Here is a 23,807-nt window from a genome sequence, read left to right as displayed (position 1 = left end):
CCCTTTGTCTCCGTTGCCTCACTTTGCGCATAAACCGCGGAGGGGAAAAGGGGCTTCGGCGCTCCTCAAGCGCTATTTGCTTGCAGGAAGTTCGGCGCGCAAAGTTCGCCGAGGATCCAGTCGCGGAAAATCCTGATCTTGGGTGTGTTGCGGCGGGCGTGCGGATAGGCGAGCCAATAATCGCAGCCGTCGCTGCAGCGCAGCTCGAAGGGCTGGTAGAGCCGACCGAGCGCCACGTCATCGGGGTAGAATTCCGGCGTCAGGATCGCCACGCCCTGGCCAGCGATGGCGGCGCGCGCCTCGAAGGACTGCGCGCCGAGGCGGCTGTGCGGTCGTCCTTCGAGATCGGGATCCTTGACGCCGGCGGCCTTGAACCACATCGGCCACCAGGGGTCACCGGGATCGATGATGCGCAGCTTCAGCAGGTCGCGCGGCTCGTGCACGCCGCCAATGGTCTCGGCAAGCGCCGGGCTCAGCATCGGGCTGAATTCCACCCGCATCAGCGGATGCGTGTCGAGGCCGGGCCAGACGCCGGCACCCGAGCGGATGGCAAGGTCGGCCGGCTCGCGGGTAAAATCGGTGAGCGAGTCGCTGGTCGTCAGCCGAACGGCGATGTTCGGATGGGCGAGCTGGAAGCTGCCGATGTTTCGGGCAAGCCATTGCGAGGCGAAGGTCGGCGTCGAGCTGATCAGGAGCGCGCTGTCGATATCGCCACGGGCATTCGAAACCGCTTCCTGCAGCATCTCGAAGGCTTCGGTGACGCGCGGCGCCATGCGCTGGCCGACTTCCGTCAGCGAGATCTGGCGCGGGCGGCGCAGGAACAGCGGCTCGCCGACATTCTCCTCGATCAACTTGACCTGGTAGCTGACGGCCGTCTGGGTCATGCCCAGCTCTTCACCGGCCTTGGTGAAGCTGCCGAGCCTTGCGACCGCCTCGAAGACCCGCAGCGCATTCAGCGGAAACTGCTTCGACATCTTCATGGATAAGTTCTCTTGATGCATCCAGACGGATGTTCGATTGGATTTCGATCCTCCTCCACGGCATCCTTCAAGTCAACTTCCCAAGACGAAACAGGTGCTGAAATGACTTGCGACACTTACGAACGTACTGAAAGAAAAGCATTTCTTTCATTCGAGCCGGTCGCCCGGCTCACAGCCGCCCTGTTCGGCGGCCTTGTTGCCCCCAAGCCGATGCTCGATGTCAACGCGCTCTCCGATCATATCAAGAGAGACATGGGTTTCATGGATGTCCATAGCCCGCACCGCGACGACGAGGAGGCGATGGCCAACGCTCGCCGCCTGTTCAGCATCAATGAACTGCCTCGGATCTGAGGCAAATCGTGATGGCCGTCAGCGATTGCGCAGACGCTCGACGGCCATCAGCACACGCTCCGGTGTTGCCGGAGCATCGAGCCGCGGGCACTCGCGGTAGTCGGCGACACTCGCCACCGCCATCGACAGGGCTTCCAGAACCGAGATCGGCAGCATGAAGGGCGGCTCTCCCACCGCCTTGGAGCGGCCAATGGTCTTCTCGGCGTTGCTCGACCATTCGGCAAGCTTGACGTTGAAGATCTTCGGCCGGTCGGAGGCAAGCGGGATCTTGTAGGTGGAGGGGGCGTGCGTGCGAAGCCGTCCCTTGTCGTCCCACCAGAGCTCTTCCGTCGTCAGCCAGCCCATCCCTTGCACGAAGCCGCCCTCGATCTGACCGAGGTCGATCGCCGGATTGAGCGAACGGCCGACGTCGTGCAGCACGTCGACCCGGTCGACCATGTATTCGCCGGTCAGCGTGTCGATCGAAACCTCCGAAACCGCAGCGCCATAGGCGAAGTAATAGAAGGGTGTGCCGCGGCCGCTGGCGCGATCCCAGTGGATCTTCGGCGTCTTGTAGTAGCCGGCGGCCGAAAGCTGGATACGGCCCATATAGGCCTGCTTGATGAATTCAGGGAAGGGGATCAGCTCCTCGCCGATCTTCACGTGGTTGGCGACGAAGCTGACATTCTCGGGCGTCGTCTGCCAGCGCTCGCAGGCGAAACCGACGAGACGGTCCTTGATCTGGCGCGCGGCGTCGAAGGCGGCCATGCCGTTCAAGTCAGAGCCCGAAGAGGCGGCGGTCGCCGACGTGTTCGGCACCTTGCCGGTCGTCGTCGCAGTGATGCGAACGCGGTCGAGGTCGACCTGGAAGCTGTCGGCGATCACCTGCGCGACCTTGATGTAGAGGCCTTGGCCCATCTCGGTGCCGCCGTGGTTGAGGTGGATCGAGCCGTCCTGGTAGATATGCACAAGCGCGCCCGCCTGGTTGAAGGCGGTCATGGTGAAGGAGATGCCGAACTTCACCGGCGTCAGCGCGATGCCCTTGCGGATGACGCGGCTTTCCCGATTGAACGCGAGGATCGCCTGACGGCGCGCCTGATAGTCGGCGCTTTCTTCCAGCTCCGCGACGATCTGCGCGATGATGTTGTCTTCGACCTGCTGATGGTAGGGCGTGACATCGCGGCCGGAGCCCTTGTCGCCATAGAAATTCAGCTTGCGGATTTCGAGCGGATCCTTGCCGAGCTGGTAGGCGATTTCCTCGATGATGCGCTCGCCGCCGACCATGCCTTGCGGGCCGCCGAAGCCACGATAAGCGGTGTTGGAGACGGTGTTGGTCTTCAGCGGCTGTGAGGTGAGCTTCACATGCGGATAGAAATAGGAGCTGTCCGCATGGAACAGCGCACGGTCTGTGACCGGGCCGGAGAGGTCCGAAGAGTAGCCGCAGCGCGCCGCGTAGTTGGCATGGACCGCATGGATGCGGCCCTCGTCGTCGAAGCCGACGTCGTAATCGACCAGGAAGTCGTGGCGCTTGCCGGTTGCCGTCATGTCCTCGTCGCGATCCGGGCGGAACTTGACGGCGCGGTTGAGCTTCTTCGCCGCGACCGCGGCAAGGGCTGCGAACTGGTTTCCTTGCGTTTCCTTGCCGCCGAAGCCACCACCCATGCGGCGCACGTTCACGGTCACCGCATTGGAGGGCACGCCGAGCACGTGCGAGACCATGTGCTGGATCTCGCTTGGATGCTGGGTCGAGGACCAGACGGTGACCTCGTCGTCCTCGCCGGGAATGGCAAGGGCGATATGGCCTTCGAGGTAGAAATGCTCCTGTCCGCCGATGCGCATGCTGCCTTTGAGCCGCCGTGGCGCCTTTTCCAGCTCCGCCTCGGCATCGCCGCGCTGCAGCGTGAGCGGCTGGGTGACCAACTGCCCGCCATGGGCGACGGCATCGAGAATGTCGGTGAAATGCGGCAGGTCGCGGTAGGTGATCTTGGCGAGCCTTGCCGCCCGACGGGCGATGTCACGGGTTTCTGCAATCACGGCGAAGGCCGGCTGGCCATGAAACTGCACGAGGCCATCGGCAAGCACCGGCTCGTCATGCAGGTGGCTCGGGCTGATGTCGTTGGAATGCGGCATGTCCTTGGCGGTCAGCACCAGCATGACACCGGGCACGGCGGCGACGGCCGAAAGGTCCATGGCGGTGATTTCCGCATGCGCCCGGTCGGTCATGCCAAGCGCGCCATGCAGCGTGCCCGCCGGCTCGGGCATGTCGTCGATGTAGTCGGCGGTGCCGGAGACATGCTTGTGGGCGCTGTCGTGACGCTGGGAAACATGCATCTCGCCGCGGATCGTCTTGCGTTCCTCGAAGGTGGATTTGTCCATGATTATCGGCCTCCCGCAGCAAAGCGAACCAGTTGCGCCGGCTCGCCGCCGCTTTCCAGGAAGAAACGCATCAGAAGGTTCTTCGCCGCAAGCATGCGGTAGTCGCTCGTTGCCCGCCAGTCGGTGAGCGGCTGGTAGTCGGTCTCGAAGGCGGCTTGCGCGGCGCGGACCGTTTCCTCGGTCCATGGCTTGCCGATCAGCGCCGCCTCGACGTTGCTGGCGCGCTTGGGCGTCGCGGCCATGCCGCCGAAGGCGATGCGGGCGGAGCGGACGATGCCGCCATCCACCGATAGACGGAACGCGCCAAGCAGCGCGGAGATATCTTCGTCGCGGCGCTTGGAGATCTTGTAGGCGGCAAAGAGATCGCCCGCCGGTAGGCGCGGCACGAAGATGCTTTCGACGAATTCGCCGGGTTGGCGATCCTGCTTACCATAAGCGATGAAGAAGGATTCGAGCGGCAACGTCCGCCGACCGGCGGTCGAGCGCAGGGTCACCGTCGCGCCAAGCACGATCAGGGGCGGCGGACTGTCGCCGATCGGTGAGCCGTTAGCGATATTGCCGCCGATCGTGCCCATGTTGCGCACCTGTTCGCCGCCGATGCGGTTGATCAGCGGACCGAGCCCGAGAAACGTCTTGGCGAGGGCGGCATAGGCCATGGTGTAGCTGACGCCGGCGCCGATAATCAGACCGTCCGCGGTTTCCTCGATCTGCTGCAATTCGGTGATTCCGTTGATGAAGATCACCGGGTTGATCGTCCGCATCTGCTTCGTCACCCAGAGGCCGACATCGGTGGAGCCGGCAACGACCGTCCCCCCGGGATGGTCGGCGAGCGCTTCCGCCAGGCCACTGCCGTCGGCCGGCACGATCAGACAATTTTCGCCCTGGCGGAGTGTGATCGTTTCCGTCGGTGCCAGCGCCTTCAGCCTGATGGTGATCGTTTCCCGCTCCCTGGTGATCGGATCGAAGATGTTGGAGGGGCGCGCCTCTGCCGCCGCTTCGGCCGCGCGCACGATCGGCTCATAACCGGTGCAGCGACAGAGATTGCCCTGCAGCGCCTTTTCGATATCGGCGCGGCTGGGGCTGTCGTTGCCAAGCCACAGGCCATAGAGCGACATGACGAAGCCGGGCGTGCAGAAGCCGCATTGCGAGCCGTGAAAATCGACCATTGCCTGCTGCACCGGATGCAGCGTGCCATCCTGACCGGCGAGATGCTCGACGGTGACGACATGGGTTGCCTGCAGCGAGCCGAGGAAACGGATGCAGGCGTTGACGCTTTCATAGACGAGCCGGTCGCTGACCAGTCGCCCGACGAGCACGGTGCAGGCGCCGCAGTCGCCCTCCGCACAACCTTCCTTGGTGCCGGTCAGCCGGCGTTCCAGCCGCAGATAGTCGAGCAGCGTCGTTGTCGGTGCGATGTCGGAAAGAGCGACCTCGCGGTCGTTAAGGATGAAGCTGATTGAACCGGTCGGCTGGGGCATGCCATTCATTCCCTGCTGCTGCATACGTCCTGAAATCACTTTGATCTTAGGTGGTTATGCAGAAAAGCAAAGGGCTGAGCGGACTTTTGCACGCCATGCGGGCAGCGCGGGGGCATCCGGTCCGCGCTGCCGTCCACTTGACGGATGTCGGCCGTTACTGCGCCGTCCAACCGCCGTCCATCGACACATGGGTGCCGGTGATCTGTGCCGCGTCGTCGCCGGCGAGATAGACGGCAAGGGCTGCGACCTGTTCGACGGTGATGAACTTCTTCGTCGGCTGCCCCTTCAGCATCACGTCGTTGATCACCTGCTGCTCGGTGATGCCGCGGGTGCGGGCTTGATCGGGGATCTGCTTTTCGACGAGCGGCGTCAGCACGTAGCCCGGGCAGATCGAGTTCGCAGTGATTCCGCTTTCGGCCACTTCGAGCGCCACGGTCTTCGTCAGACCGAGAACGCCGTGCTTCGCCGCCACATAGGCCGCCTTGAAGGGCGAGGCGACGAGGCCATGGGCCGAGGCGATGTTGATGATGCGGCCCCAGCCTTTCGCCTTCATGCCGGGAATAGCGGCGCGGATCGTGTGGAAGGACGAGGAGAGGTTGATCGCGATGATGCGGTCCCATTGCTCGATCGGGAAATCCTCGACCTTCTCGACATATTGAATACCGGCATTGTTGACGAGGATATCGACGCCGCCGAAGCGGGTCGTCGCCGTAGCGATCAGATCGGCGATCTCGGCTGGCTTCGTCATGTCGGCAGCATGATAGACGACCGTTCCTGTCGTCAGCGCGCTGACGTCGTCCGTCGCCTTCTTGATTTCGTCCGGGCTACCGAAGCCGTTGAGCACGATATTGGCGCCACCCTTGGCGAAGGCCTTGGCGATCGCAAGCCCGATGCCGCTCGTCGAACCGGTGATGACCGCTGTTTTCGTCATTGCTGCTCTCTCCCTTTGTGGCGCCGCGCACTGCTTTGTTGCGGCGCAACAGCGCCAGCCTACGCGGAAAACGCCGGCGCTGACAATTGTGTTTTTGGGTTGCGGACCGCAGAGTTGAGGAGGGGAATGGCGAAGTCGACGGTTGCGTTTTGTTTTCGTTTGACATTCGTTTTGCCATCGTATTGAAGTTTTCGAAATGAGATCCCGCCTTCAAGGCCGGGTGAACAAACATGCGTGTGGCCGGGGAGGGGCATATGGGCGGATATATTCTCGCGATCGATCAGGGTACGACCTCGAGCCGGGCGATCATCTTCGACGGTCAGCAGCAGATCGCCGGGGCCAGCCACAAGGAATTCAAGCAGTATTTTCCGAAATCCGGGTGGGTCGAACACGATCCCGAGGAAATCTGGCAGACGGTGCTTTCGACGGTTGAGGACGCTATCGCCAAGGCCGGCATCAAGGCCGGCGACCTTTCGGCGATCGGCATCACCAACCAGCGCGAAACCGTCGTCGTCTGGGATCGCGAGACCGGCAATCCCATTCACAACGCGATTGTCTGGCAGGACCGTCGCACCGCCTCCTATTGTGATCGGCTGAAGAAGCAGGGGCTGGAAAAGACCTTCACCCGGAAGACGGGCCTGCTGCTCGATCCCTATTTCTCCGGCACCAAGCTCAACTGGCTGCTGAACAACATCGACAGGGCGCAGGCCCGCGCCGCCAAGGGCGAACTCTGCTTCGGCACCATCGATACCTTCCTCATCTGGCGGCTGACCGGCGGCAAATCCTTCGTGACCGACGCGACCAACGCCTCGCGCACGCTGCTCTATAACATCGCCGAAAATGCCTGGGACGACGAGCTTCTGAAGATCCTCAAGGTGCCGCGCGCCATGCTGCCCGAGGTCAAGGATTGCGCCGCCGATTTCGGCGTTACCGATACCGCACTTTTCGGCGCGGCGATCCCGATCCTCGGCGTTGCCGGCGACCAGCAGGCGGCGACCATCGGCCAGGCCTGCTTCAAGCCGGGCATGTTGAAATCCACCTATGGCACCGGCTGCTTCGCACTGCTCAACACCGGCAAGGACATGGTGCGTTCGAAGAACCGGTTGCTCACCACCATTGCCTACAAGCTTGATGGCGAAACCACCTATGCGCTCGAAGGCTCGATCTTCGTCGCGGGTGCTGCGGTGCAATGGCTGCGCGACGGGCTGAAGGTGATCAAGGCTGCGCCCGATACCGGGACGCTTGCCGCAAGCGCCGATCCGACGCAGGACGTCTATCTCGTGCCGGCCTTCACCGGGCTCGGCGCGCCGCATTGGGATCCGGACGCGCGCGGCGCGATCTTCGGCATGACCCGCAACACCGGTCCGGCGGAGTTTGCCCGCGCGGCACTCGAAGCCGTCTGTTACCAGACGCGCGACTTGCTTGAGGCGATGCACAAGGACTGGCGCAGCAACGGCAAGGAGACGGTTCTGCGCGTCGACGGCGGCATGGTTGCCTCCGACTGGACGATGCAGCGGCTTTCCGACCTGCTCGACGCGCCGGTCGATCGGCCCGTCATCCTGGAAACGACCGCGCTCGGCGTCGCCTTGCTTGCCGGCAGCCGCGCCGGCGTCTGGCCGAAGCAGGAAGACTTTGCCAAGTCCTGGGCACGCGACCGCCGCTTCGAGCCCGCCATGGACGAAAAGACGCGTAAGGCCAAGTTCAAGGGTTGGCGCAACGCGGTCAAAAGGACGCTGAGCTAAGAGCCGGGCGAGCGGCGATTTTCGCCGCGCGTCCGTTTCTCCCGACCATACTCTGCCTTCCGGGCCGACGGGCGGTGCCGCAAACCGGGCCGCCGTCAGTCGATGACAGCGACCGCTTCCACCTCGAACAGCATGCCGTCGACCGCCAGCTTGGGCACGGGTACCAGTGTCTGCGCCGGCAGCGTCGCGCCGAACATTTCCTTGACGCTGCCGGTCAGGACCTCGAGCTTGGACATGTCGTGGTCGACCACGAAGATGGTGAGCTTGGCGACCTGGTCCGGCCTTGCGCCGAGCCCCTCGAGCGCTGCGCCCAGATTGGCATAGGCCTGCTTGACCTGAACCGCGAAGTCGGGAGACAGGCCGCCGGTGCTATCCTGGCCGCCCTGTCCTGAAATGTAGGCCACCCGTGCCCCGGCAGGCACGATCACCGCGGTGCTATAGCCATGCGGCGTCGGGTCGTAGAGGTTCTTGGGGTTGACGACCGTCAGCTTGGCCGCCTGCTCGCTCGCTGTGGCCGCCGTGGAAACGCCCGTAGTCATGATGATGAGTCCTCCGATCATGAGATGTCTGATTGCGCGTGACATGGTGTTCTCTCGTCTCCGAGGTCTGCGCGCGATGCCGCTTGCAGGCCTGCAGGTTTGACCTTTCGCCGACGCTCTTGCTATTGACTCGTACGGCGTACGACTCATTTACATCGTACGCCGTACGAGTCAATCGTTCAGGATCGACATCCGGCGCGTTGTCGGCGTAAATCGACACCTCCAATCAGCAAGGAAGACGCATGGCGGCGAAAGGGAACGGCGGGCAGGGCAAACGCTCCCAGCGGGTAGAGTCGGCAGCCCAGGCCGGGAAGAAGCCGGGCGGCGAGCCGTCCCTGTCTCTGGAGCGCATCGTGGCGACCGCGGTCGAATTGCTGGACGCCGAGGGTATCGACGGCTTGAAGATGCGCCGTCTCGCCGACCGTCTCGGTGCGGGCGTCATGAGCCTCTATTGGCATGTCGCCAACAAGGAGGAGGTCTTCGACCTGGCGCTCGATGCGGTGTTTGCCTATCGCGCCCTCCCGCAAAGGATCGAGCCCGAGGACTGGCGCAGGGATGTGGTTCACATGCTCGAAGACTGGCGCGCAATCATGCTGCGCCATCCCTGGTCGGCGTCGCTGCTGCCGCGCCGGGCGCTCGGCGCGAATGTACTCGGCCGCCTGGAAACCATGAGCGAGGTGCTGTCGAGAGCCGGCGTTGCCGACGCGGACATGAATGTCGCGATCTGGTCGCTCTGGAACTACGTGCTCGGCGCCACCGTCACCCGGGCGAGCTTCGCGCTTTCGCACGCCGACCAGGCTGCCGGACAGAAGCGCCTCTCGGCGCTCAGCGAACGCTATCCGACGATCGAGCGCACGCGCCTGCTCCTGGACAGCGATTGGGATGGCACGTTCCGGAAGGGCCTCGACGTCCTGCTTGACGGTCTACCGAGAGGGTAAGGTTTCGTTCGTATGCATCCGGGAAACACAGCGTTTCCCGGATGCGCATTTGCTGCTCATGTGTGCGCCAACTATCTGTTGTGCAAACAGAAAAAGGACAAACCTCATGGAACTCGGGCTTTACACATTTGCGGATGTCGATCCGAACGCGGATCACAAGGGCAGGGAGGGCCAGCGTCGCCTCAGGAACCTTCTCGAGGAAATCGAGCTTGCAGATCAGGTTGGCCTCGATGTTTTCGGGCTCGGCGAACACCATCGGCCTGACTACGCGGCCTCCGCGCCGGCGGTTATCCTCGCGGCCGCAGCGGCAAAAACGAAGAATATCCGGCTGACCAGTGCCGTCACGGTCTTGAGCTCGGACGATCCCGTACGCGTCTTCCAGCAATTCTCGACACTTGATCTGATCTCGGGCGGCCGCGCCGAGATCATGGCCGGTCGCGGGTCGTTCATCGAATCCTTCCCGCTCTTCGGCCAGTCGCTCGATGACTACGACCAGCTCTTTGCCGAAAAGCTCGACCTCCTGATGACGCTGCGCGAAAGCGAAAAGGTCTCGTGGGCCGGCGAGATGCGGCCGGCGATCCATGATCGCGGCGTCTATCCGCGGCCGCTGCAGGAGGTGCTGCCGCTCTGGATCGCCGTTGGCGGCACGCCGCAATCGGTAGCGCGCGCCGGCGCGCTCGGCCTGCCGGTGGCGCTTGCGATCATCGGCGGCGAGCCACGCCGGTTTGCGCCGCTCTTCGACCTCTACCGCGAGGCCGCGCGCCGCGCCGGTCAGGATCCGGCAAAGCTGAAAACCAGCATCAACGTGCACGGCTTCATCGCCGATACGACCGATCTTGCCGCCGACCAGTTCTACGGGCCGCAGGCGGAAGTGATGAACCGCATCGGCCGCGAGCGCGGCTGGGGACCAACCAACCGGGCGCATTTCGACCAGGCGCGCAGCCCCTCCGGCAACCTCTTCCTCGGTGATCCGGAAACGGTGGCCGCTAAGATCGTCGAGAACTGGAAGCTCTTCCGCAACGACCGCTTCCTGTTGCAGATGGCGATCGGGCCGATGCCGCACGACCAGATCATGCGCGGCATCGAACTCTACGGCACCAAGGTGGCGCCGCTCGTGCGCCACGCGTTGGCCGAGGAAAAGGCAGCAACGGCGGCGTCCGTCTGACCATTCGACGACCGGGGTTGGGGCCCGGCTCCGGTAGTCCCGCTCGACGCTGGTATAACGCGTTGCGACACGCTACATGTGAGCGCGAAAGCGAGACACGGATGACCCTCAACAACGAAGAAGACCTGCTGCGGCTGAAGGAAATCGGCCGCATCTGTGCCAATGCGCTGCAGACGATGGGCGAGGCGCTTGAGCCCGGCATCACCACGGCGGAGCTGGATGCGATCGGCCGCAAGGTACTGGAAGAGGCCGGCGCACGCTCGGCGCCCGAACTCTGCTACCAGTTTCCTGGTGCCACATGCATCAGCGTCAACGAGGAAATCGCCCACGGCATTCCCGGCAACCGCGTGATCAAGGCCGGCGATCTCGTCAACATCGACGTCTCGGCCGAAAAGGACGGCATCTTTGCCGATACCGGCGCCTCGTTCCCGGTACCGCCGGTCACGGCCGCGATCGACCGGCTCTGCCGCGATGGCAAGCGGGCGATGTGGGTGGGCCTCAAGCAGGTGCGCCCCGACCAGCCGCTGGCTGCCATCGGCAACGCGATCGGCGACTTCGCCCGCAAGAACCGCTATTCGCTTGTCACCAATCTCGCCAGCCACGGCATCGGCCGATCGCTGCACGAGGAGCCGACCGAGATCGCAACCTGGCCGGATCCGCGCGAACGTCGCCGGATGACCGACGGCATGGTCTTCACCGTCGAACCCTTCCTGTCGATGGGCGCGCAATGGGCCGAGGGCGGCAACGACGACTGGACGCTCTACAGCGACCCGCGCGCGCCGACGGTGCAGTATGAGCACACAGTTGTCGTCACCCGTGGCGGGCCGCTGGTGGTGACACTACCGGGCTGAACCGGGAATACGGCGGCGGCCTGCAGCCTCCGTCGTCCTCCAGACGATTTTTTGCTCCATCGCCGCGGTGCATGATCTGCCGCCGTGATGTGGTGCACCTCACCTTCCGGCGATTGGTCTAAGCATTTGAAATCGCCGATCGTTCGATTTCTTCAATAGATCCTTCAATTATTGTCGTTTGTCGTGCGTCGTGTTGCGGCGCAATAAAATGATATGACCACGCTCGACAGACCGCTGCAGACCAACATCTCCGCCACGGCAACCGCCGGTGCCATCGCCATGGCTGTTGCCATGGGCTTCGGGCGCTTCTCCTATACGCCGATCCTGCCGGCGATGATGGTGGATCTCGGCCTGTCGCCGGGTGATGCCGGGCTCATCGCCTCGGCCAATTTCGTCGGCTATCTCGCCGGCGCCATTCTTGCGGCCTATGGCTGGGCCCATGGGCACGAGCGGCGGATCGGTCTGCTGTCGCTCGTCGCCACGACGGCTCTGCTGGCGGCCATGGGCCTCTCGTCCTCCGTCGTCGTGCTGGCGCTGATCCGTTTCCTCGCCGGCCTTGCCAGCGCCTTTGCGATGATCTTCATCTCCGGCATCGTGCTCGGCCATGGCGTGCTCGCGCGCTCGGAACACGTGCCGGCCGTCCACTTTGGCGGCGTCGGCCTCGGCATCGCGTTTTCATCGCTTTGCGTATGGGCGAACCCGATCGCGGGTCGCGCCGGCCTGACGACCTCCATGGGCGACTGGTTTACCGGCGCGCTGGTCGGATTGGTCGGGACGATCGTCGTTGCCGCACTTCTTCCCGGCGTTCCGTCGTCCGGTTCCGGTCCGATGCGCGAAAAGCCGCTGCGCTGGACGCGGCCGCTGACCGTAGTGACGTTCACCTATGCGCTCTTCGGCTTCGGCTATGTGATCACCGCCACGTTCCTCGTCACCATGGCGCGCGATCCGAGCGGCGGCCACAGCATCGAATTTCTCGCCTGGCTGCTAACGGGGCTTGCCGCAGCGCTCTCCGTCTATCTCTGGCGCTTTGCCGTGCCGCGCTTCGGTCTTGCCGGTGTCTACGCGATCGGCCTTCTGGTCGAGGCGGTCGGGCTGGTGCTGACGGTCAGCCTGCCTTTGCCCTATGCGCCGCTTGCCGGCGGCCTGATGCTCGGCGCAACCTTCATGATGATCACTGCCTATGGCCTGCAGATCGGCCGGAAGCTGGCGCCCGAGAGCCCGCGCAAGGCGCTTGCGTTGATGACGGCTGCTTTCGGTATTGGGCAAATCGTCGGTCCGCTGGTCGCCGGCTGGCTTGCGGAGCGCACCGGCAGCTTCGCCGCACCAACCTTGATCGCGGCTGCCGTTCTTTTCCTGTGCGGTGGGGTCATCGTCGTCGAGCTGAAGCGGATTTCACAGGCATTGAGGGCCTGAGCAGCGGCGAAAAAAGACCCTCCGGCACCGGCGCGCGCCTGGATGAAATAACAGTAACGTTTACATTACCCGATTGTTGACGACGGCGCTTTGCCCTAGTTTCGGCGCTTCGGGAGGCGAGTTGTTCGTCTCCACCGAAACGAGAGTGCCGCACTTGTTCCTATCCTTCTTTCCGAAGCCGAAGCTCTTCTTCATTTCCTTTGTCGTCTGGTCGCTGGTTGCCATCGCCTTCTGGTATGGGGAAGGCGAGCAACTGGGCGCAGTCTTCGGCATGCCGCCTTTGCCGTCCGACGCGCCGCCGATCGTCGGCATTTCCGCCTTCTGGTCTCCGGCCTTCCTCTGGTTCTACATCTATTTCGCGCTGGTCACGGGGTTATTTGCGGCGTTCTGGTACGTCTACTCACCGCATCGCTGGCAGAATTGGTCGATCCTCGGATCCGCCCTCATTCTGTTCGTCACCTATTTTCAGGTGCAGGTCAGCGTCGCGATCAACAACTGGTATGGGCCGTTCTGGGACCTGATCCAGGCGGCGGTTTCCAAGTCAAAGGTCGTCACCGCGGAGGAGTTCTACGGCGAAATCGCCACCTTCCTCGCGATCGCGCTCGTCGCCGTGGCCGTGGCCGTCATGACGCGCTTCTTCGTTAGCCACTATATCTTCCGGTGGCGCACCGCGATGAACGAGTACTACATGGCCCATTGGGGCAAGCTGCGCCATATCGAAGGTGCCTCGCAGCGTGTGCAGGAAGACACGATGCGCTTTTCCACGACCGTGGAAGGTCTCGGCGTCAGCCTGATTGACAGCGTGATGACTCTGATCGCGTTTACGCCGGTGTTGATCCGGCTGTCCGCAAACGTCACCGAACTGCCGATCGTCGGCGCCATTCCCTATCCGCTGGTCACCGCCGCGGTGCTCTGGTCGCTGTTCGGCACCGTGTTCCTGGCTGTCGTCGGCATCAAATTGCCGGGGCTTGAGTTCCGCAACCAGCGCGTCGAGGCGGCCTACCGCAAGGAACTGGTCTATGGCGAAGATCACGCCGATCGCGCCCAGCCGACGACCGTTGCCGACCTTTTCGAGAACGTGCGCCGCAACTATTTCCGGCTGTACTTCCACTATCTCTATTTCAACATCGCCCGCATCTTCTACCTGCAGATCAACAATATCTTTTCGCTGCTGATCCTGGCGCCGTCGATTATTGCCGGTAAGATCACGCTTGGCGCGCTGAACCAAATCTCCGGCGCCTTCGGCCAGGTCACCTCGTCGTTCCAGTATCTGGTATCTTCCTGGCCGACGATCGTCGAGCTCCTGTCGATCTACAAGCGCCTGCGCGCGTTCGAGGCGACGATCGACGAAGAGCCGCTACCGCATATCGATCAGAAGTTCATCGAGGTCGGTGGTGAAGAGGAACTGGCCTGAGCTTGGCCGAACGCATAGCAATCAGAAGGCGGTTCGACCCGCCTTCTTTTTTGCCTGCTCGATCAGCGGCCGCGCCTGGGCGTAGCTGACGCAGGCGACGTCGGGCTTGCCGCAGACTTCGCCCAACAGCCGATCGAGCGCGCGCCAGTAGGCGCCGCCGTTCATTTCGACGAAATGGAAGCCGAGCTGCAGCGGGATGCGGTCGCCCGCATATTCCCGGTCGAAGGCTTTCCTGTAGGCCTCGTAGGTGCGCTCCTCGAAGCGGGCGCTGTCCTTCTTGTTCTCCACACCCATGGAGTGGCGGACGAAGAGATTGTAGTCCATGCCGATGACAGGGCGCTGCGACGGCCCTTCGGGGATCAGCGGCAGTCCGAAACGCGGCAGGCCATCCTTTGTCGTCGGCCAGCCCGGACCCTTGGTCACCAGGCTTGCGTCATAGGTGAAGTTGTTCGCCTTGAGTGCCGGCAGCAGGCCGTCGCTCAGCGACAGATAGGGGGCGCGGAATCCCTTGATCCCGGTTGCGGCGAATTCGGCCCAGCCGGCCGGCTCGGCCTCGGGCTTGTCCGCCTTCTTCCAGGCGTCCTTGAGCGCCGCGTTGAAGGTCGAAAACTCGCTTTGCCAGTCGGCTTTGCTCCAGCCCTTGCCGTCGAAGTGGCCGCAGGCGTGGCTGGCGATGTCGTGGCCGTCGAGATGGGCCTGCCAGATGTGGCCGACGCGGGCCGCGATCTCTTCACGGCTCTGCGCGAAGCCGACATTCGAGCGGCCTGCCTTCTGGCCCGGCGGCTTGTAGAGCGTCTTGCCGTCCGCCCGGGTCATCAGAAAGGTGCAGGAGAGGAAATAGGTGAAATGCGCACCGGTGCGCTTGGCCATCGCCAGGCTTTTTTCCCATAGCGCGTTGTCATGCGCGCCGTCGAACGAGACGATCACCAGCTGCCTGTCACCGGCGGGCGCGGTGGCCGGCGACGCCGGCTCGGCCCTGGCAAGAGCGGGAAGAAGGGCGAGCGAGAGGGCAAGCGGAATACGGATCATGATCAACTGCACTGTTTTGGTTTTGTCGCAAATGGTTCGAAAATGCGGCAATCCTTTGATCGGTCTGGAAAAAACGCGCTATCAAGGCTACTCCATAGCAACCTGGGCGGAATCGGTCCGGGAACCGAATACACTGGAAATCAACACGCTTCAGCGGCCAGCTCCCGTCTTTTCCGACGCGCGGCGCTGAGTTTGCCCGATACTCGAACAAAGCGGTGGCCCCATGGCGATACTCGTTCTCGGCATCATTCTTTTTCTCGGCCTGCATCTCATCCGCGTCGTCGCGCCCGGTTTCCGCGCCGGCGTCATCGAGCGCCGCGGCAAGGGCACCTGGATGGGGATCTATGCAATCCTCAGCCTCATCGGCCTCTGTCTGATCATCTATGGCTTCGGCCAGGCCCGCAGCGAAACGGGCATGCTCTACGATCCGCCCGTATTCATGCGCCACATCGCACTGCTTCTGATGCTTTTTGCCTTCATCTTCCTTGCTGCCGGCTTCCTCCCGGCCGGGCGCATCGCGGTTGCGGTCAAGCATCCTCAGGTGCTTTCGATCAAGGTCTGGGCACTTGCGCATCTGCTCGCCAATGGTGAGACGTCCTCCGTCCTGCTGTTCGGCTCGTTTCTCGCCTGGGCGGTGATCCTGCGCATCTCGCTGAAACGCCGCGAGCGGGCAGGCGAACGCGTACTGCCGGTGTTCAAATCGGCCTCCAACGACGTGCTCGCCATCATCATCGGGCTTGTCGCCTACGTGCTCTTCATCTGGAAGCTGCACGAATGGTTGATCGGCGTTGCACCGGTCGTCATGGGCTGATGCAATTTCCAGCAAAAGTGCACCGCGGTTTTGCGTCCGGAATTGCAGTAACAGAAAATTTAGAGCGACGGAGTCGGCCTCGTGTCGGCCATAGGCGCTCTAAATCGCGTCGGCCCCCTTACAAGCGCCGCAAAATCGGGTAGAAGGCGCAAAATCCATGAGAGTGCGGCGGGTGCGGCAAGGACCCCTCGTGCATGCTCGAACAGTTTGAGAGTGTCCGTTTCGCCGATCGTCATATGACCGTTGGCGCGACGGGCCAGTGTGCAGGCAAGGCCGGGGCAATAGATGGCGAACCAAGACGACAGCTTTATCCGCGAGGTCAATGAGGAACTGCGTTCCGACCAGATGAAGAGCATCTGGGCCCGCTTCGGCGGCGTCATCGTGGCCATCGCCGTGCTTATCGTACTCGGCACCATCGGCAAGGTCGGCTTCGATTACTGGCAGGATGGCGCCTCCTCGAAGTCGGGCGATGCGTTCCTGCAGGCGTTGAACCTCGCCAAGGAAAACAAGACGGACGAGGCGCTCGCCGCCTTGAACACGCTGGAGAAGGACGGCTACGGCGCCTATCCGGTGCTGGCGCGTCTGCGCGCTGCCACGCTGCAGGCGCAGAAGGGCGAGACAGAGGCGGCTGCCAAGGCCTTCTCCGCTATCGGCAAGGACAGCAGCGTCCCGGCAGCTATCCAGGAGGCAGCGCGTCTGCGTGCAGCCTACCTGCTCGTCGATACCGGCGGTTACGACCAGGTTTCGGCCGAGGTCGAGCAGCTTGCTACGCCGCAGAACAACATGCGCCACTCGGCGCGTGAAGCCCTTGGTCTCGCTGCCTACAAGTCCGGCGACTACGCCAAGGCGAAGACCTGGTTCCAGCAGATCGTCGACGATGCGCAGAGCCCGCGCAACGTCACCGGTCGCGCCCAGATGCTGCTCGACGTGATCGCCGCGAGCGGCAAGGCCTAAGACGACAGCCCATCCCACCGGAAGGGCACAGGGTGAAAGACCCTTTCGAATCAGCGCATGATCCCAATGTCGGTCTCGACCTTGGGATTGTGCGCTAAAGCGTTTAAAGCAGTTTCAGCAAAAGTGCTTAAGCGGTTTTGCGTCCGGAACTGCGAGAGGCAAAGCAAGCAGTTCCAGCAAAAGTGCTTAAGCGGTTTTGCGTTCGGAACTGCGAAAGACAGGCAGCAGTTCCAGCATCTGGAATTGTCTGAAACAATCGCAACGGTTCCCGGTGGAACCGGCGCCGCCTGGATGCGGCAGAAAACAAGATTTGAGCGCGACCTGGCCAATGGGCTTTCGCGCTCCAAGCGGAAACGGATAGATCCATGAGCTTCACCGTCGCCATCGTCGGGCGTCCCAATGTCGGCAAGTCCACCTTGTTCAACCGTCTGGTCGGCAAGAAGCTGGCGCTCGTCGACGATACGCCGGGGGTCACCCGCGACCGTCGCCCGGGCGATGCCAAGCTCATCGACCTGCGCTTCCGCATCATCGACACGGCCGGTCTCGAGCAATCGGGTCCGGAAACCCTGCAGGGACGCATGTGGGCGCAGACCGAGGCCGCGATCGACGAGGCGGATCTTTCGCTGTTCCTGGTCGACGCCAAGGGCGGCCTGACGCCGGCCGACGAGACGCTTGCCGAAATGCTGCGCCGGCGCGGCAAGCCGGTGGTGCTGGTCGCCAACAAGTCTGAGGCGCGCGGCTCCGACGGCGGCTTCTACGATGCCTTCACGCTCGGCCTCGGCGAGCCGTGCCCGATCTCGGCCGAACACGGCCAGGGCATGCTCGATCTGCGCGACGCGATCGTCGCTGCGATCGGCGAAGAACGGGCCTACCCGCCGGAAGACGACGTGGCCGAAACCGATATCGATCTGCGCCCCACGTTCAAGGACGACGGTGAAGACGAAGAGGTGGAGACCGCCTATGACGAGACCAAGCCGCTTCGCGTGGCGATCGTCGGCCGTCCGAATGCCGGCAAGTCGACGCTGATCAACCGCTTCCTCGGCGAAGACCGGCTGCTGACGGGTCCGGAAGCCGGTATCACCCGCGATTCCATTTCCGTGGAATGGGACTGGCGTGGCCGGACCATCAAGATGTTCGACACCGCCGGCATGCGCCGCAAGGCGAAGGTGCAGGAGAAGCTCGAGAAGCTCTCGGTCGCAGACGCGCTGCGCGCCATCCGCTTTGCCGAAACGGTGGTCATCGTCTTCGACGCGACCATCCCTTTCGAGAAGCAGGATCTGCAGATCGTCGACCTCGTGCTGCGCGAAGGCCGGGCGGCCGTTCTCGCCTTCAACAAGTGGGACCTCGTCGAGGACTGGCAGGCGGTGCTTGCCGATCTTCGCGAAAAGACCGAGCGGCTGCTGCCGCAGGCCCGCGGCATCCGTGCCGTGCCGATTTCCGGTCACACCGGCTACGGCCTCGACCGGCTGATGCAGGCGATCATCGAGACGGACAAGACCTGGAACCGCCGCATCTCCACCGCGCGGCTCAACCGCTGGCTGGAATCGCAGACGATTCAGCATCCGCCACCAGCCGTTTCCGGTCGCCGGCTCAAGCTCAAGTACATGACCCAGGTGAAGGCGCGCCCGCCGGGCTTCATGATCTCCTGCACGCGGCCGGACGCACTGCCGGAGTCCTACGTGCGCTACCTTATCAACGGCCTGCGTAACGATTTCGATCTGCCGGGCGTGCCGATCCGCATGCACTTCCGTTCGGGCGACAACCCGTACGAGTCCAAGGCGAAGAAGCGTCGCTAAAGATAAAGAGGGAGCGGAAAACCAAACAGGCTTTCCGTCTGCATCCTTCCTAAAGTTCCTGAAAAGTGACCCCGCCGCTCACGCGGCAGGCAGCTTCTCCCGCGCCACGAGCGCGCCGTGATGGCCGATGACGCCGGCAGCGACGCTTGCCGCAAAGGTGGCGGCCTGGGCTGGCTTGTCGCCCGCCACCAAGCGGGAGACGAAGGCGCCGTTGAAGCTGTCGCCGGCACTGGTCGTATCGACGACGCGCTCGACCGGGGTCGCCGGCACATGCTCAACCGGGGCATCGCCGAAGGCGAGCGTCACACCCTTCTCGCCATCCTTGACGACGAGGTTGGTGGCGCCCAGGCTCTTGTAACGGGCAATCGTCGCGTCGATCGAAGCATCGCCGAAATGGGTCATCTCGTCGTCGAAGCTCGGCATCACCAGGGTCGCGGCGCGGGCACCGTCGGTCAGCGTGCGGCGCATGCGCTCGGCATCGTCCCAGAGACGCGGGCGAATGTTCGGGTCGAAGACCACCGTCTTGCCGGCAGCCTTGGCGCGGCGCAGCTCCGACAGCAGCGTTTCTACGGCATCGGGCGCAAGGATCGCCAGCGTGATGCCGGAGAAGAGGATGAGGTCGGAGCTTTCGATCGCGCGTCGGAGGTGCTCGGCGTCGTCGGCAAGCAGCTTGGCAGCCGAGTGCGAGCGCCAGTAGGAGAAGCTGCGCTCGCCGTCCTTCAGATGGATCATATAGAGGCCTGCCGAGCGGTTCTCGATGCGGCGGACGGCCGAGGTGTCGATCGCTTTTTCCGCCATGAAGGCCAGCATCTCGTCGGAAACCGTGTCGGTGCCGACGGCGGAGCAATAGGCGACGGTCCAATCAGCAGGCATGAAGAGCCGCGCATAATAGGCGGCGTTGAACGTGTCGCCGGCATAGCCTTTGCGCAAGAGCCCGCCTTCCGCCTGCATGAGCTCGACCATGCACTCTCCGATCGCAAGCATCTTTCCGGCCAACGACTTTCCTCCTCACAAGATTTCGTCTGAGACGGGATAAGGGTCTCGATCGTTCTCGGCAAGAGATAGTTTCCGGCTGTTTGGTGGCGATCCGTGCGTGGCGGTGAATGGCGTTTACTCCGGCGCCGGGCAACGCTACACCTTTGCGCGACAGACCGTCTTCAGGGGGCTTACATGGCGTCTCGGCAGGTATCGGGTGACGATTGGTGGCGCGGTGCGGTGATCTATCAGGTCTATCCGCGCTCGTTCCAGGATACCGACGACGACGGCATCGGCGATCTCAAGGGTGTCACCCGCAGGCTGCCGCACATCGCCTCGCTCGGCGTCGATGCGATCTGGCTGTCGCCGTTCTTCACCTCGCCGCAGGCCGACATGGGCTACGACGTTTCGGATTACTGCGACGTCGATCCGATGTTCGGAACACTCGCCGATTTCGACGAGATGCTTGGCGAGGCCCATCGTCTTGGCCTGAAAGTGATCATCGACCAGGTGATCTCCCACACCGCCGATCGCCATCCCTGGTTTGTCGAGAGCCGCTCCAGCCGAACGAACGGGAAGGCGGACTGGTATGTCTGGGCCGATCCTAAGCCGGACGGCACAGCGCCCAACAACTGGCTGTCGATCTTCGGCGGACCGGCCTGGGAATGGGACGGGGTGCGCAAGCAATATTACATGCACAATTTCTTAGGCTCGCAGCCGGACCTCAACTTTCACAATCCCGAAGTTCAGGACGCGGTGCTCGATGCTGCCCGCTTCTGGCTCGATCGCGGGGTCGACGGCTTCCGTCTCGACACGGTCAACTTCTACTTCCACGACAAGCACTTGCGGGACAACCCGCCGCTCGTGCCGGATCCGGATGCCACCAGCAACGATGCGCCCGACGTGAACCCCTACGGCATGCAGGACCATCTCCACGACAAGAGCCAGCCGGAAAACATCGCCTTCCTCGCGCGGTTCCGGGCGTTGCTTGATCGCTACGAAGGCCGCATGACCGTCGGCGAGGTAGGCGACGGCGCCCGCTCGCTGAAGACCGTGGCCGCCTATACCAGCGGCGGCGACAAGCTCAACATGTGCTATACCTTTGACCTCCTGGGGCCGGACTTTACCGCGACCCATATCCGCCGCTGCGTCGAGAACTTCCAGAAGGCGGTGACCGACGGCTGGGTCTGCTGGGCCTTTTCCAACCACGACGTGACGCGCCATGTCAGCCGGTTTGCGCGCAGCGAGGCCGAACGCGAGACGGTGGCGAAGCTGGCGATCACGCTGCTTTCGAGCCTGCGTGGCTCTATCTGCCTCTATCAGGGCGAGGAGCTGGGGCTTCCGGAGGCGGAGCTTGCCTTCGAGGACCTGCGCGATCCCTATGGCATCCGCTTCTGGCCCTCCTACAAGGGCCGCGACGGGTGCCGCACGCCCATGGTCTGGGAGCAGGCAGCGGCCAATGCCGGCTTTACCGCCGGCAAGCCGTGGCTGCCGGTGCCCGAGGACCATCGGCGGCTTTCGGTCGACGCCCAGCAAACCGGGGACACGGTGCTCGATCACTATCGCGCGACGCTCGCCTTCCGCCGATCGCAGCCGGCACTCAGCGATGGCACGATGCGGTTCCTCGACACGAACAGCGATCTCCTGGCCTTTGTTCGCGAGAAAGACGGCGAGCGGCTGCTCTTCGTCTTCAATCTCACCCGGGAACCGCTGGAGTTTTTGGCGCCGTCGGCGGTTGAGCCCCTGGAATTGCCCGGATATCCGGCACGGCTTGAAGCCGGTAGCATCAGGGTTGCCGGACTGTCGGCCTTCTCAGGGAAGTTCTGATGCGCGTATTGTTGATGGATGGCGAAACCATCGGCCGCTGGGTCGAGATGCGTCTGGCGCTCTGGCCGGATACGCCGGCGGCGGATCATCGCGCCGAGGTCGAATCCTGTCTCGCGGAGGGCGACCGCTACGCTTCGTTCCTTTGCGAGGACGAAGCCGGCGTCGCTGCCGGTTTCGCTGAAGCGTCGATCCGCCACGATTACGTTAACGGCTGCGAGACCTCGCCCGTCGGCTTCCTCGAAGGCATTTACGTCTTGCCCGCCTACCGCCGTCGCGGCGTGGCGCGCGCCCTGATCACCGCGGTTGAACGCTGGGCGACAAGCCGGGGCTGCCAGGAACTCGCCTCCGACACGGCGACCGACAATCTGAGGAGCCAAAGCCTGCACATGGCGCTTGGTTTTGAGGAGACGGAGCGCGTCGTCTATTTCCGCAAGGAACTGGCGCCCGCCGTAGCCGACAACTGAGTGCCGCCGCCAATCACCCGATCAGCATGAACTTATCGGCATCGACCAGCCCGCGATCCGAGATCTTCAGATGCGGGATGACCGGCAGCGGCAGGAAGGCGAGCTGCAGGAACGGCTCCTCCAGCGTTGCGCCGAGCGCGAAGGCGGCGTGGCGCAGGTCGTGTAGCGTGTCACGGACGCTCTCATAGGGCTCGAGGCTCATCAGGCCTGCGACCGGAAGCGCGATCTCGCCGGTCACCTTGCCGTCCTCGACGACGACGAAACCGCCCTTGATCTCGCCGAGCCGGTTGGCGGCGATCGCCATGTCCTCGTCGTTGACGCCGACGACGCAGATGTTGTGGCTGTCATGGCCGACGGTCGAGGCGATCGCGCCCTTCTTCAGCCCGAACCCCTGCACGAAGCCATTGGCATGGTTGCCGTTGACGCCGTGGCGTTCGATGACGGCGACCTTGATGATGTCGCGGCCGAGATCGACGCCGGTCTGGTTGCCGACCGCCGGCAGGCGGTAGCGGCGGTGCTCGGTGATGATCTTGCCGGGCAGAACGCCGATGACCGAGGTGTCGCCGTCTGCGACCGGAATGCCGAAGGCGCTGGCATGGACTTGGCCGGCCTTGACGCTGTCGAGCCCAACGGGCGCGACCGGATTGCGGGTGGCAAAGAGCGCGTCGGTGACGCGGCGGCCACCGGAGAACACCGTTTCGGCCTTGCAGTTTTCCAGGCTGTCGATGACCACGAGATCGGCGCGCCAGCCGGGCGCGACCAGGCCGCGGTCGCGCAGCCCGAAGGCGCGGGCGGCCGAGATCGAGGCGGCGCGGTAGATCGCCAGCGGCTCGACGCCGGCGGATATCGCCGTGCGGATCATGTGGTCGAGGTGACCCTGTTCGGCGATGTCGAGCGGGTTGCGGTCGTCGGTGCAGAGCGCCAGGTGCGGCGACAGCCGCTCGGTGATGATGGGCATCAGCGCATGCAGGTCCTTGGAGACCGAGCCCTCTCGCACGAGGATGTGCATGCCCTTGCGGATCTTCTCCATGGCTTCTTCAGCGCTGGTGCATTCATGATCGGTGCGGATACCGGCTGCGAGATAGCCGTTCAGGTCCTTGCCTGAAAGCAGCGGTGCGTGGCCGTCGATATGGGCGCCCTGGAAGGCATCGAGCTTGGCGAGGCAGACCGGGTCCTTGTGCACAACACCCGGAAAGTTCATGAACTCGGCAAGGCCAATGACTTTCGGATGGTGGCGGAAGGGCAGGAGACGTTCGATCGGCAGGTCGGCGCCCGACGTTTCCAGATGCGTCGCCGGCACGCAGGAGGAGAGCTGGACGCGGATGTCCATGATCGTTTCGAGTGCCGAATCCAGGAAATACTCGATGCCCTCGGTGCCGAGCACGTTGGCGATCTCGTGCGGATCGCAGACGACCGTGGTGATGCCGAGCGGCAGAACGCAGCGGTCGAACTCGTGCGGGGTGACCAGCGAGGATTCGATGTGCAGATGGGTGTCGATGAACCCGGGCACGACGATGCGGCCGGTGATGTCGATTTCCTCGCGCCCCTCGTAGCTGCCGAAGGTGCCGACGATGCGGTCGCCGGAGATCGCGATGTCGGAGGCGACCAGTTCGCCAGTGACGAGATCGAAGAACTGCCCGCCCTTCAAGACGATGTCAGCCGGCTCGCGTCCGACGCCCTGATCGATATAGCGTTCCAGCGCTTCGGACATGAGGCAACTCCTTCTTATACGCGCCCCGGATGTCTCGGCGGGACGACGCTTGGCTTCATTGTTGCGGATAAGAGTAACCCTTC

22 protein-coding genes are annotated in these 23,807 nt (G+C 63.5%); 14 read left to right on the top strand and 8 right to left on the bottom strand.

The window, feature by feature from the left end; translation table 11 throughout:
• Window positions 1-65 precede the first annotated feature (65 nt).
• Window positions 66-980 (bottom strand): LysR substrate-binding domain-containing protein, encoded by a 915-nt coding sequence (locus tag IB279_RS21605; RefSeq protein ID WP_034788978.1) that lies wholly within the window; start codon window positions 978-980, stop codon window positions 66-68.
• A gap of 12 nt (window positions 981-992) precedes the next feature.
• Between IB279_RS21605 and IB279_RS21600 the strand changes: the two genes are divergently transcribed.
• Window positions 993-1,331: a hypothetical protein gene (locus IB279_RS21600; protein ID WP_156411756.1), complete on the top strand. Its 339-nt coding sequence runs from the start codon at window positions 993-995 to the stop codon at window positions 1,329-1,331.
• An 18-nt stretch (window positions 1,332-1,349) separates the two neighbouring features.
• On the opposite strand, the gene xdhB is transcribed toward IB279_RS21600, so the two are convergent.
• The 3 genes from xdhB to IB279_RS21585 all read right to left on the bottom strand — a co-directional run bounded on the left by xdhB (window position 1,350) and on the right by IB279_RS21585 (window position 6,095).
• Window positions 1,350-3,686 (bottom strand): xanthine dehydrogenase molybdopterin binding subunit, encoded by a 2,337-nt coding sequence (gene xdhB / locus IB279_RS21595; protein ID WP_060581689.1) that lies wholly within the window; start codon window positions 3,684-3,686, stop codon window positions 1,350-1,352.
• A gap of 2 nt (window positions 3,687-3,688) precedes the next feature.
• Window positions 3,689-5,164 carry a xanthine dehydrogenase small subunit gene (gene xdhA, locus IB279_RS21590; RefSeq protein WP_113079387.1) on the bottom strand — a complete coding sequence of 492 codons (1,476 nt, stop codon included), beginning with the start codon at window positions 5,162-5,164 and terminating at the stop codon, window positions 3,689-3,691.
• 154 nt (window positions 5,165-5,318) lie between these two features.
• Window positions 5,319-6,095 (bottom strand): 3-hydroxybutyrate dehydrogenase, encoded by a 777-nt coding sequence (locus tag IB279_RS21585; RefSeq protein WP_089045040.1) that lies wholly within the window; start codon window positions 6,093-6,095, stop codon window positions 5,319-5,321.
• A 254-nt stretch (window positions 6,096-6,349) separates the two neighbouring features.
• Between IB279_RS21585 and glpK the strand changes: the two genes are divergently transcribed.
• Window positions 6,350-7,837, top strand: coding sequence for a glycerol kinase GlpK (glpK, locus tag IB279_RS21580; RefSeq protein ID WP_112772295.1), 1,488 nt, complete (start codon window positions 6,350-6,352; stop codon window positions 7,835-7,837).
• A gap of 95 nt (window positions 7,838-7,932) precedes the next feature.
• On the opposite strand, the gene IB279_RS21575 is transcribed toward glpK, so the two are convergent.
• On the bottom strand, window positions 7,933-8,421 hold the full coding sequence (locus IB279_RS21575; RefSeq protein WP_034788969.1) for a RidA family protein: 489 nt from the start codon (window positions 8,419-8,421) through the stop codon (window positions 7,933-7,935).
• Between the two features lie 197 nt (window positions 8,422-8,618).
• Here IB279_RS21575 and IB279_RS21570 point away from each other — a divergent pair, with 197 nt between their 5' ends.
• From IB279_RS21570 to sbmA, 5 genes are all read left to right on the top strand, one after another.
• Window positions 8,619-9,314, top strand: a complete 696-nt coding sequence (locus tag IB279_RS21570; protein WP_112772294.1) for a TetR/AcrR family transcriptional regulator — start codon at window positions 8,619-8,621, stop codon at window positions 9,312-9,314.
• 106 nt (window positions 9,315-9,420) lie between these two features.
• Window positions 9,421-10,479: an LLM class flavin-dependent oxidoreductase gene (locus tag IB279_RS21565; protein ID WP_192339794.1), complete on the top strand. Its 1,059-nt coding sequence runs from the start codon at window positions 9,421-9,423 to the stop codon at window positions 10,477-10,479.
• A gap of 101 nt (window positions 10,480-10,580) precedes the next feature.
• Complete coding sequence (gene map, locus IB279_RS21560) at window positions 10,581-11,330, top strand: type I methionyl aminopeptidase (RefSeq protein WP_034788960.1); 750 nt, start codon at window positions 10,581-10,583, stop codon at window positions 11,328-11,330.
• A 213-nt stretch (window positions 11,331-11,543) separates the two neighbouring features.
• A complete protein-coding gene (locus tag IB279_RS21555) occupies window positions 11,544-12,743 on the top strand; it encodes an MFS transporter (protein WP_181529574.1) in 1,200 nt (399 codons plus the stop codon).
• A gap of 154 nt (window positions 12,744-12,897) precedes the next feature.
• Window positions 12,898-14,157: a peptide antibiotic transporter SbmA gene (gene sbmA / locus IB279_RS21550; protein ID WP_060609315.1), complete on the top strand. Its 1,260-nt coding sequence runs from the start codon at window positions 12,898-12,900 to the stop codon at window positions 14,155-14,157.
• Between the two features lie 21 nt (window positions 14,158-14,178).
• On the opposite strand, the gene IB279_RS21545 is transcribed toward sbmA, so the two are convergent.
• A complete protein-coding gene (locus IB279_RS21545) occupies window positions 14,179-15,186 on the bottom strand; it encodes a polysaccharide deacetylase (protein WP_112772292.1) in 1,008 nt (335 codons plus the stop codon).
• Here IB279_RS21545 and IB279_RS21540 point away from each other — a divergent pair.
• The 5 genes from IB279_RS21540 to der all read left to right on the top strand — a co-directional run bounded on the left by IB279_RS21540 (window position 15,185) and on the right by der (window position 18,747).
• The gene (locus tag IB279_RS21540; RefSeq protein WP_060581700.1) at window positions 15,185-15,376 is read left to right on the top strand and encodes a hypothetical protein; all 192 of its coding nucleotides are present in this window, start codon (window positions 15,185-15,187) and stop codon (window positions 15,374-15,376) included. The two genes, IB279_RS21545 and IB279_RS21540, sit on opposite strands and share 2 nt — an antisense overlap.
• Window positions 15,377-15,409: 33 nt before the next feature.
• Entirely contained in the window at window positions 15,410-15,997 is a 588-nt protein-coding gene (locus IB279_RS21535; protein WP_112772291.1) for an NnrU family protein, read from the top strand.
• Between the two features lie 285 nt (window positions 15,998-16,282).
• Entirely contained in the window at window positions 16,283-16,951 is a 669-nt protein-coding gene (locus IB279_RS21530) for a tetratricopeptide repeat protein (protein WP_034788954.1), read from the top strand.
• 57 nt (window positions 16,952-17,008) lie between these two features.
• A complete protein-coding gene (locus IB279_RS21525) occupies window positions 17,009-17,320 on the top strand; it encodes a hypothetical protein (RefSeq protein WP_112772290.1) in 312 nt (103 codons plus the stop codon).
• Window positions 17,317-18,747 (top strand): ribosome biogenesis GTPase Der, encoded by a 1,431-nt coding sequence (der, locus tag IB279_RS21520; RefSeq protein ID WP_112772289.1) that lies wholly within the window; start codon window positions 17,317-17,319, stop codon window positions 18,745-18,747. The genes IB279_RS21525 and der overlap by 4 nt, the downstream gene beginning before the upstream one ends.
• A 78-nt stretch (window positions 18,748-18,825) precedes the next feature.
• On the opposite strand, the gene IB279_RS21515 is transcribed toward der, so the two are convergent.
• Window positions 18,826-19,743 (bottom strand): sugar kinase, encoded by a 918-nt coding sequence (locus tag IB279_RS21515; RefSeq protein WP_090298387.1) that lies wholly within the window; start codon window positions 19,741-19,743, stop codon window positions 18,826-18,828.
• Window positions 19,744-19,917: 174 nt separating this feature from the next.
• On the opposite strand from IB279_RS21515, the gene IB279_RS21510 reads away from it, so the two are divergent.
• Window positions 19,918-21,549 carry an alpha-glucosidase family protein gene (locus IB279_RS21510; protein ID WP_112772288.1) on the top strand — a complete coding sequence of 544 codons (1,632 nt, stop codon included), beginning with the start codon at window positions 19,918-19,920 and terminating at the stop codon, window positions 21,547-21,549.
• Window positions 21,549-22,013, top strand: coding sequence for an aminoglycoside 6'-N-acetyltransferase (gene aac(6'), locus IB279_RS21505; RefSeq protein WP_060609302.1), 465 nt, complete (start codon window positions 21,549-21,551; stop codon window positions 22,011-22,013). Before IB279_RS21510 ends, aac(6') begins: the two co-directional genes overlap by 1 nt.
• Window positions 22,014-22,026: 13 nt before the next feature.
• On the opposite strand, the gene ade is transcribed toward aac(6'), so the two are convergent.
• A complete protein-coding gene (ade, locus tag IB279_RS21500; protein ID WP_112772287.1) occupies window positions 22,027-23,724 on the bottom strand; it encodes an adenine deaminase in 1,698 nt (565 codons plus the stop codon).
• Between the last annotated feature and the right edge of the window lie 83 nt (window positions 23,725-23,807).

This window comes from Ensifer sp. ENS06, from assembly GCF_014852205.1.
GTDB lineage: Bacteria > Pseudomonadota > Alphaproteobacteria > Rhizobiales > Rhizobiaceae > Ensifer > Ensifer adhaerens.
The sequence above is the reverse complement of the archived record's forward strand: the minus strand, read 5'-3'. Positions and strand labels throughout refer to the sequence as shown.

Bases quoted from the DNA above. Each gene is read 5' to 3' on its own strand.
- IB279_RS21570 (WP_112772294.1), top strand. From the start codon at position 8,619: ATGGCGGCGAAAGGGAACGGCGGGCAGGGCAAACGCTCCCAGCGGGTA.
- xdhA (WP_113079387.1), bottom strand. From the start codon at position 5,164: ATGCCCCAGCCGACCGGTTCAATCAGCTTCATCCTTAACGACCGCGAG.
- IB279_RS21530 (WP_034788954.1), top strand. From the start codon at position 16,283: ATGGCGAACCAAGACGACAGCTTTATCCGCGAGGTCAATGAGGAACTG.
- ade (WP_112772287.1), bottom strand. From the start codon at position 23,724: ATGTCCGAAGCGCTGGAACGCTATATCGATCAGGGCGTCGGACGCGAG.
- IB279_RS21525 (WP_112772290.1), top strand. From the start codon at position 17,009: ATGATCCCAATGTCGGTCTCGACCTTGGGATTGTGCGCTAAAGCGTTT.
- IB279_RS21540 (WP_060581700.1), top strand. From the start codon at position 15,185: ATGATCAACTGCACTGTTTTGGTTTTGTCGCAAATGGTTCGAAAATGC.
- xdhB (WP_060581689.1), bottom strand. From the start codon at position 3,686: ATGGACAAATCCACCTTCGAGGAACGCAAGACGATCCGCGGCGAGATG.
- IB279_RS21555 (WP_181529574.1), top strand. From the start codon at position 11,544: ATGACCACGCTCGACAGACCGCTGCAGACCAACATCTCCGCCACGGCA.
- glpK (WP_112772295.1), top strand. From the start codon at position 6,350: ATGGGCGGATATATTCTCGCGATCGATCAGGGTACGACCTCGAGCCGG.
- map (WP_034788960.1), top strand. From the start codon at position 10,581: ATGACCCTCAACAACGAAGAAGACCTGCTGCGGCTGAAGGAAATCGGC.
- IB279_RS21605 (WP_034788978.1), bottom strand. From the start codon at position 980: ATGAAGATGTCGAAGCAGTTTCCGCTGAATGCGCTGCGGGTCTTCGAG.
- der (WP_112772289.1), top strand. From the start codon at position 17,317: ATGAGCTTCACCGTCGCCATCGTCGGGCGTCCCAATGTCGGCAAGTCC.
- IB279_RS21545 (WP_112772292.1), bottom strand. From the start codon at position 15,186: ATGATCCGTATTCCGCTTGCCCTCTCGCTCGCCCTTCTTCCCGCTCTT.
- IB279_RS21535 (WP_112772291.1), top strand. From the start codon at position 15,410: ATGGCGATACTCGTTCTCGGCATCATTCTTTTTCTCGGCCTGCATCTC.
- IB279_RS21565 (WP_192339794.1), top strand. From the start codon at position 9,421: ATGGAACTCGGGCTTTACACATTTGCGGATGTCGATCCGAACGCGGAT.
- IB279_RS21575 (WP_034788969.1), bottom strand. From the start codon at position 8,421: ATGTCACGCGCAATCAGACATCTCATGATCGGAGGACTCATCATCATG.
- IB279_RS21510 (WP_112772288.1), top strand. From the start codon at position 19,918: ATGGCGTCTCGGCAGGTATCGGGTGACGATTGGTGGCGCGGTGCGGTG.
- IB279_RS21585 (WP_089045040.1), bottom strand. From the start codon at position 6,095: ATGACGAAAACAGCGGTCATCACCGGTTCGACGAGCGGCATCGGGCTT.